Genomic DNA, 7,540 nt, shown 5'->3' on the forward strand with positions numbered 1-7,540 from the left:
CGGATGAAAGATCCGATCGAGGGATTGAAGAGTAGTTCCAGTAAGACACAAAATATCTATGCAGGGATAAGTGATATCCTAACGTTAACGAATCCTAGTTTGGATAGTGTGAATACAAGTTATAATCAAGCAGTCAAGAGTTTAGATGATACCATAAAGAACATGGAGGCTTTTAATAGTGTTCTTCTAAAAACAGATACATTTGACCTCATCGATATGCAAAATAGTGAAATCGCTACCCTATCAGGTTATGCCCCTCTTCCGTATGGGAACCGCGTATCGAGAAATTATTATAATCGAACTCAGTTTAAAAACTCAGTTTCAGAGATACACACAGCTATCCATAGCAACTCCAAAGCTGTGAAGTACCAAAATGCTCTCGCAAAACAGCTTGCCGAGTCTAAGTATAGTGGGACGGTAATCTCAGAACAGCAAAAAGAAATTTCTGTATCAAAAATTAGTGAAACTTTTGGTTTAACTCCTCCTGAAGCAGAAGATGTTGCCGATTATATTAAATCAATGGGGGAAGCTATCGTTACCTATCGAGGAGCAAATATTTTTCTTAATGGTATAAAAATAACAATGGATAGCCAAGGAAGAATGAGATGGGGCAATAGATTCCTTTTCAAATCCAATTCTGAACATCTATACCGTCATGGAATTAACTTTCAAGATGCTTCAGGAATTGATTTTAAAAACTACCACTACTCTGGAAATTTAAAAGGTATCGCTCGTTTTAGTGAAATGGGGAAAGCAGGCTGGAGTGGTTTCAAAGAATCTGTTAATCCATTAAATGATGCTAAAGGCTGGAGAGAGGTAGGGAAATTTGGCAAAACGTTTAAATTGGCTGGAGGAATTTTGACAGCTATAAATATCTATAATAATTTTAGGGAGAATGTGGATATGTCTGATGGTATCTCGGCCAAAGAAGCGCGGGACTTTACGATTGATACAGCCGTAGATATTGGATCAGGGGCTGCAGCTGCAGGCATGGGTGCGGCTATTGGTTCAGCATTTTTACCTCCTTTAGGAACTGTAGTAGGTGCAGTTGCAGGGATTGGATTTAATTATCTTTTTAATAGTGTTAAATCCAGAGAAACAGGTAAAAGTTTGGTTGATACGATAAAGGACTTCGGAAAAAATGTCGGAGACGATATAGGAAAACGTATAGGTGATTTACTGAGTTCGAAGTTTGGAGGTTAAAGTGAAAGAAAAAACAGTGAAAGAAGTTGAAGAATTAAATAAAGTATATTTTAAAAGCTTAGCTAACACTCGCGCATCTGCAAGTATGATGTTGATTTCATTTACAGGAGCAGTCATCTTTGGAGTAGAGCTATACCTAATTGATTTTGGTCTGCAAAAGTCATCGAACATATTTTTTAATTTTATTTTATTATATTCGGTCTATCTTATAGTGGCAACTGTGATTCCACTAGGGATGAGTTTTATTTATCGTAAACAAATTTTATCAACTATTTTATTACTATTATCGTATATAGGAATTTTCTTATCGTTAATGCTAACGTGTTATATTTTGTTTACAGTCAATAATAATGGCTTTCAAGAGTTTAATGAATCGTCAATACCAGTCATTTTGTTTTTAGTATTCTCTACAGTTTGTGGCTTTATTTATCAATATTTTTGGTTGATGCGACAACTGAAAAACGGTTTTTCTGCAAGTCGAACGGTGAGAAATTACTTTGCCAAATCTAGTGCCTACAGTCAAGAATCTATTCTCATTATTTTTATGTTAGTATTGTTAACTAGTGCTTTTTTAGGGAAGTTTGCTATGGTTTTAGGTATTACAAGTACACTCCTTTACTGTTATGCTTTCCCCCAATTGATTATTGAAGTAGCCTATCTTTTATATCTTAAAACTCAAAGCAAGGAATATTGGGAAACAGAACCGGACGGAGAGGTCAGTTTTAGAAATTTATTCAGAAATTTATTTAAAGAATTTAGTCTGAAGAAAGCTAAAATTCGCATTCCTCTTGAAATATTTTTTCTTCTTTTTATTATTTACATTTATGGGGAAATTGCCTCCGTCAATGCATTCATTAATCAAACACGTTGGATGCTTTGGCTTATCAGAATATTTATCATCTCAGTAGGGCTGGATATTTTGGGAAGTTTTATTCTTCATGTCATAAAAAAAGTAAATACTAGATTCAAAAAAGGAAAGAAAAAACAGTGAAAGAAGTTGAAGAATTAAATAAAGTATATTTTAAAAGCTTAGCGAACACTCGCGCATCTGCAAGTATGCTGGTTATTTCATGGACAGGAGTATTTATATTAGCACTAGAAATTTTCGCTTTTTATTACTATTTTGACACAGTCGCTATAATAAATCCATTTATGAATTGGTTCTTTGATTTACTCTTGATTTCTTGTTTCTACCTTATTATTGCATTTTTCATTCCATTAGTTGGTTTCTTTGTATATAAGAAGCAAATTTTGTCAACAATTTTTCTGCTACTAGTCTATATGGTCATATACTTTTCTCTGCAGTTGATGATGCTTTTACTTATAGTGACTTCTATTTCAACGAAGGAATTTACTATAGGATTCTCTCTATATTCTCCAATTTTTATTCCATTTTTAGTTATTTGTACAATTTTAAGTTTTATTTATCAGTATTTTTGGCTAAAAAGAGAGTTAAAAAAAGGTTTTTCTATCAATAGAACAATGGGTAATTATTTTGCAAAATCCAGTGCTTATAGTAAGAACTCTCTCCTTATTATTTTTATAGTTTCTATGCTAGGCGGTCTTCTTTCAGGTAAATTGATACTTATTTTTGGAATTCTTGGAGCTCTTCTTTTCAGCTATGCATTTTCTCAATTGATTACAGAAGTTGCCTACCTTTTATACCTAAAAACTCAAAGCAAGGAGTATTGGGAAGATGTGCCTACGAAAAAAGAGACTTTTCGAGATTTATTTAAGGGTTTCAGTTTAAAGAAAGCAAAAATTCGTATCCCACTTGAAATGGTAGCTTTTGCAATATTATTAGGGATTATTAATTATAGTGGTTATTCAGATGAGAGCATTAAGCGACCTATTTGGCTGGTCTGGAGTGTCAAATTGTTCATCTATGCAATAGGACTGGATATTTTGGGGAGCTTTATTCTATCTATGATGAAAAGATTAAAAACTGGATTCAAAAAAGGAAAGAAAAAATGAATTTTAAAAAAAGAGAATTAAGTCTTACAAATTTAATTGGTTTTAGATTGGAATTAACTCCCTCAGCCACTTTCTTTGATCGTTTGATCTCAGATTCAAAGGAATTTAAAATACAAATGATACAAAACGGATTTTATGCAGATGGACCAATGTTTTATGCTTATAATCCCAAAAAAGCTGAACAAGATGTTCTTGTATTTACAACAGTTGGGAATAAACTTGAGATAAAGGGAGAAAATAATTCGGGTATTTTCTTTCAGGAGTCGTTAAATTTCACAACAGATTTTTATTATCGTCATTACAATCAAGAAGAGCCAATCCCATATGAAGAAATTGAAAAAGAAATTTCAAAGTTAGAATTTAAATTAGTAAATATTATTCATGTCGTATTGGATCTTTATGGAGACTATGTAATTGACATGTATTGTGAGGTTGAAAAAGATTGATGAAACTACCAGAAAATGTTGTCAAAGTTAATAAAATTGCGTTTCAAAATGTGGTTAGACAGAGACTATCATTTCATTACAGTGAGATGGAAGAGCATTTGGAGCAGTTTATAAAAGGAATTGTAGAAGCGGGCTATCAATTAAAAGGCCCGTTCTTTTACAGTTTGAATAACGTTCCGTTAAATGAAGTAATAGAAATTGAGTTATTTATGCCTATATCCAACGATTTATTTAGTTTAAAAGGTTATAATTTTTCAACTTATTTTGAAATTAGCAATTTATTAAAAACGATTATTAAAGGAGACCTTAAGACTTTGACAGAAATAGAATATGCAAAATTAATAATAGCATTGGAAAAAAATGATTTGGAGATGGTAACCCCTTTTTATCACGTGGTTCCCAAAAACGGATTAGAATATTTAGAATTATTGGTAGGCTATTCCGAAAATATTTAGTAATGTAACTAAAGGTTGATAACTATGTCAATGCCCTAGATAGCATTGTCGGTCGCTATGATGGACTTGTGAAGCTCTTTCAAGACACGGTGTCAGAGACTGACAACAGTGCCATTATTAAGACAGAATACCTAGAACGCATCAAGCAACGGATGAAAGATCCGATCGAGGGATTAAAGAGTAGTTCCAGTAAGACAAAAAATATCTATGCAGGGATAAGCGATATCCTAACGTTAACGAATCCTAGTTTGGATAGTGTGAACACGAGCTATAGTCAAGCAGTCAAGAGTTTAGATGATACCATAAAGAACATGGAAGCTTTTAATAGTGTTCTTCTAAAAACAGATACTTTTGACCTTATCGATATGCAAAATAGTGAAATCGCTACCCTATCAGGTTATGCTCCTCTTCCATATGGGAACCCCGCATCGAGAAATTATTATAATCGAACTTGGTTTAAAAACTCGGTTTCAGAGATTCACACAGCTATCCATAGCAACTCCAAAGCTGTGAAGTACCAAAATGCTCTCGCAAAACAGCTTGCCGAGTCTAAGTATAGTAGGAAGGTGGACTTAAACAATCAAAACTATTCTGATGTAATTTCAAATGATTTAAAAAATAATTTCGCCAGTGAGTCAATCATGAATGGTATTGATGTGTTTGGAGATAAGGGCTGGGTTAAATTATTGGAAAAGACCCCTACTGTTGTGGGAGGGTTGATTAATGGTTTATATAAATTAAGCGATTCACTTGGAAGTTTTATTAACCTCGGAACTAATGGTATAGTTCCTCCTAATATTTTTGATAATGTAAGTAATGTCGCGTCAGGATCTTTTATAAGTATAGGAAAAGGCATTGAATCTGTTGCTAAGTCGGGGCCAGAAATAGGCCGAGCGATGACATTTATCGGTCCTGCTATTGATTTTACTGCTCAGGTTTCAGCTGGTGAAAATGTTCCGAACGCAGTTATTAAGAGTGGGGCCCATGCAGCAATATCTACCGGCGCTATGACCATTGGTATGAATACAGGAGCAGCAATTGGAGCTACTATTGGTAGTGTTATACCTATTGCAGGAACTGCTGTAGGTGGTATTGTTGGAGCTGCTGCAGGGTTTATAGTAGGAGTAGGTTTATCAATTGCAGGCAATGCTGTATTTGATATGATTTATGATAACACTGTTGGAAAGGAAGTCACAAAAATAACAAATAATGTAGTAAAAGCAGGTAAGGAAGTTATAGATGGTGTTGGTAATGCAGTATCTGACTTTTTCAGTGGTATTGGAACTGTATTTCAGTGATAGGAGACTCTCTTGGACGAAAATAAAATTATAAAGTTAAAGGACGTTGAATTTGTAGGCATTGGTAATTTTGAAGGGGAAACAGTTTTTTTTGATAAGAAAACAGACAAGATGTTCTTAGGTCATTCTAAAACAAAGTTTAAAGTGTCTCCTATCGCTTTCTCAACAGGAGTAGCACTTATCCTTTATGTGATTGTAAGAGAAATAACAAAAGTTCAGGTGTTTAGTGGTTTTTGGCCCTTGACTTTTGGTTTTTTTCTAATGATCATTATCTCCAAACTTCTCTATAGACCAGCTTTGAATGAAGAATTAGTTATTAGTCCTTTTGTGCTTTCAAACATTGATATGATAACTTTTCTTAAAAAAGAGAAGAAAAATATAGTTAAGAGCCATCTAATTATATTATTGGCATTTCTTTTTCCAGTGCTTTTTTCTACAGTTTATTTATTGACTTCTAATTTTTTGTTTTTGTTTTTAGCCATTTTATTTTTTATGTTCCCCCTATTGTTATTAAACACGAAACCAATACAGAGATTTAAAGTGGTTCATATGTTAGACAAAAAATATTCCACTAAGGAAAAGGATTCATGAAAAAATATTTAAAAAATATGGTTCCGATAGGAACAATTGATAAAAATCCAGTTTATTTTGATAAAAAAGATCTAACTTTATATAGAGTAAGGGAACGGAATTCTTTTCTTGAAACTGCTGGTAGTAGCTTGATCATGATTCTTTATGTAATAATCGGAAAAGTAAATTCCCAATACTATTTAACCATTCTGGGAAGATATCAATTTCTAATGATAGGTGTTCTGATTTCCTTTATAACAGCCTTTGTTGTTTGTTATGTGACGTTCTATCGTGAGAGGGAAGTGGAAAAACTTCAATTAGAGGAAGAAGCAATGAGGAATTTTGTGTTAAGAGAGCGAAAGAATGTCTTTTTTACCTATTTATCTCTTATCATATTCCCACTAATTATAATATTTTTTGCGAACCTCTTTATCACATATGGCAATCTTCCGTGGGGAGTTGTTTCAGTTTTATTTATGACCATGTATTTTATGTTCTTTTATAATAAAATATTCCAAAGAGGAAAAATCATAAATGGACTTTATAAAGCTTATAATTAAGAAAGATAATTATGAAAAGCAACACTAAAAATTTCGTTGCCCTAGGTATATATCAGGAAAAATCTGTCTACTATAACAATGAAAATCATCAACTTTTATATCCAACAAAGGATAAAACTAATGGAGCAGCTACCATTACTGGTTACAGTTCAATTGCTCTTGTTTTATATATTGTTTTGAGAAGTATAAGTGAAGATGGGAAAGTACCAACAGATCTTCGTATACTGTCTTTAATCTTTGCTTATATTATAATTAGTATTGGTAGCAGTCTATTACTTTATTATGTTTTAAACCGTGTCATTGAGTTAGAAGAATTTCGAATTGATTTAATAAACTATCAAAACTTTTTAAAGCAAGAAAAAAGGAATGTTTTAATATTATATATAACGATGCTCTGTTTTTTGATTATAGGAATAGTGACTGCTGCAATTTTTATAAGTTCGGGTAATTATATTAGTCTTGTATTAACTTTATCATCATATTTTATCGTATACACTATTTTAAATACCAAATTGATTAAACGCAGCATGATATTGAGACAGTTATACAAAGAATTAAGTAATAAGGAGAGTTAATAATGAATGATAAAATATTGCCAATCGGAAGTGTGATTCAACTTCATAACGGAGAAGTGAAGTTAATGATTTTATCTCGTTTTCCACTCTATAATAATCAAGGGACAATTGGTTATTTCGATTATTCGGCATGTTTATATCCAAATGGAAATACGGATAATCAATGTTATTTTTTTAACAAAGAAGATATAAGTAAAGTTTGGTTTGAGGGGTATATTGATGACCAAGAAAAAAGCGCTCAACAGCTTTTTGAGAAGGAACAAAAAAATATTAAATATCCTCACTTAAAGTTAAATAACATATAGAAAAAGTAGATTTAGAGATAGGAACAAGGAGTACAAGCGAGCAGATGGACTTTTTTGTAGTCATTTCAGGTCGTCGAGTTGATTTGGATAATGGACATTATGTGGACTACATCGGTCATGGCTATCCATTTGGATTACGCTTTGACACCTCCCC

The 7,540-nt window shown here is 32.6% G+C and carries 9 protein-coding genes and 1 pseudogene; all 10 read left to right on the plus strand.

Features of this window, described 5'->3' with window-relative positions; all coding sequences use genetic code 11:
* Window positions 1–1,203 (plus strand): annotated as a pseudogene (locus BLS46_RS10075) (LXG domain-containing protein); the annotation flags it as partial.
* Between the two features lies 1 nt (window position 1,204).
* Window positions 1,205–2,194 carry a hypothetical protein gene (locus BLS46_RS09645; RefSeq protein WP_084945337.1) on the plus strand — a complete coding sequence of 330 codons (990 nt, stop codon included), beginning with the start codon at window positions 1,205–1,207 and terminating at the stop codon, window positions 2,192–2,194.
* A complete protein-coding gene (locus BLS46_RS09650) occupies window positions 2,191–3,177 on the plus strand; it encodes a hypothetical protein (protein ID WP_239822305.1) in 987 nt (328 codons plus the stop codon). Before BLS46_RS09645 ends, BLS46_RS09650 begins: the two co-directional genes overlap by 4 nt.
* On the plus strand, window positions 3,174–3,623 hold the full coding sequence (locus tag BLS46_RS09655) for a hypothetical protein (RefSeq protein ID WP_084945333.1): 450 nt from the start codon (window positions 3,174–3,176) through the stop codon (window positions 3,621–3,623). Before BLS46_RS09650 ends, BLS46_RS09655 begins: the two co-directional genes overlap by 4 nt.
* Window positions 3,623–4,078, plus strand: a complete 456-nt coding sequence (locus tag BLS46_RS09660; protein WP_084945331.1) for a DUF5085 family protein — start codon at window positions 3,623–3,625, stop codon at window positions 4,076–4,078. Before BLS46_RS09655 ends, BLS46_RS09660 begins: the two co-directional genes overlap by 1 nt.
* Before the next feature lie 152 nt (window positions 4,079–4,230).
* The gene (locus tag BLS46_RS10080; protein ID WP_373878970.1) at window positions 4,231–5,376 is read left to right on the plus strand and encodes a hypothetical protein; all 1,146 of its coding nucleotides are present in this window, start codon (window positions 4,231–4,233) and stop codon (window positions 5,374–5,376) included.
* Between the two features lie 12 nt (window positions 5,377–5,388).
* The gene (locus BLS46_RS09670) at window positions 5,389–5,967 is read left to right on the plus strand and encodes a hypothetical protein (RefSeq protein ID WP_093587227.1); all 579 of its coding nucleotides are present in this window, start codon (window positions 5,389–5,391) and stop codon (window positions 5,965–5,967) included.
* Window positions 5,964–6,506, plus strand: coding sequence for a hypothetical protein (locus BLS46_RS09675; protein WP_093587229.1), 543 nt, complete (start codon window positions 5,964–5,966; stop codon window positions 6,504–6,506). The genes BLS46_RS09670 and BLS46_RS09675 overlap by 4 nt, the downstream gene beginning before the upstream one ends.
* Before the next feature lie 11 nt (window positions 6,507–6,517).
* On the plus strand, window positions 6,518–7,081 hold the full coding sequence (locus BLS46_RS09680) for a hypothetical protein (RefSeq protein WP_093587231.1): 564 nt from the start codon (window positions 6,518–6,520) through the stop codon (window positions 7,079–7,081).
* Window positions 7,082–7,083: 2 nt separating this feature from the next.
* Window positions 7,084–7,386 carry a DUF4176 domain-containing protein gene (locus BLS46_RS09685; RefSeq protein WP_070478089.1) on the plus strand — a complete coding sequence of 101 codons (303 nt, stop codon included), beginning with the start codon at window positions 7,084–7,086 and terminating at the stop codon, window positions 7,384–7,386.
* Window positions 7,387–7,540 lie beyond the last annotated feature (154 nt).

This window comes from Streptococcus sp. NLAE-zl-C503, assembly GCF_900104285.1.
Taxonomy (GTDB): domain Bacteria; phylum Bacillota; class Bacilli; order Lactobacillales; family Streptococcaceae; genus Streptococcus.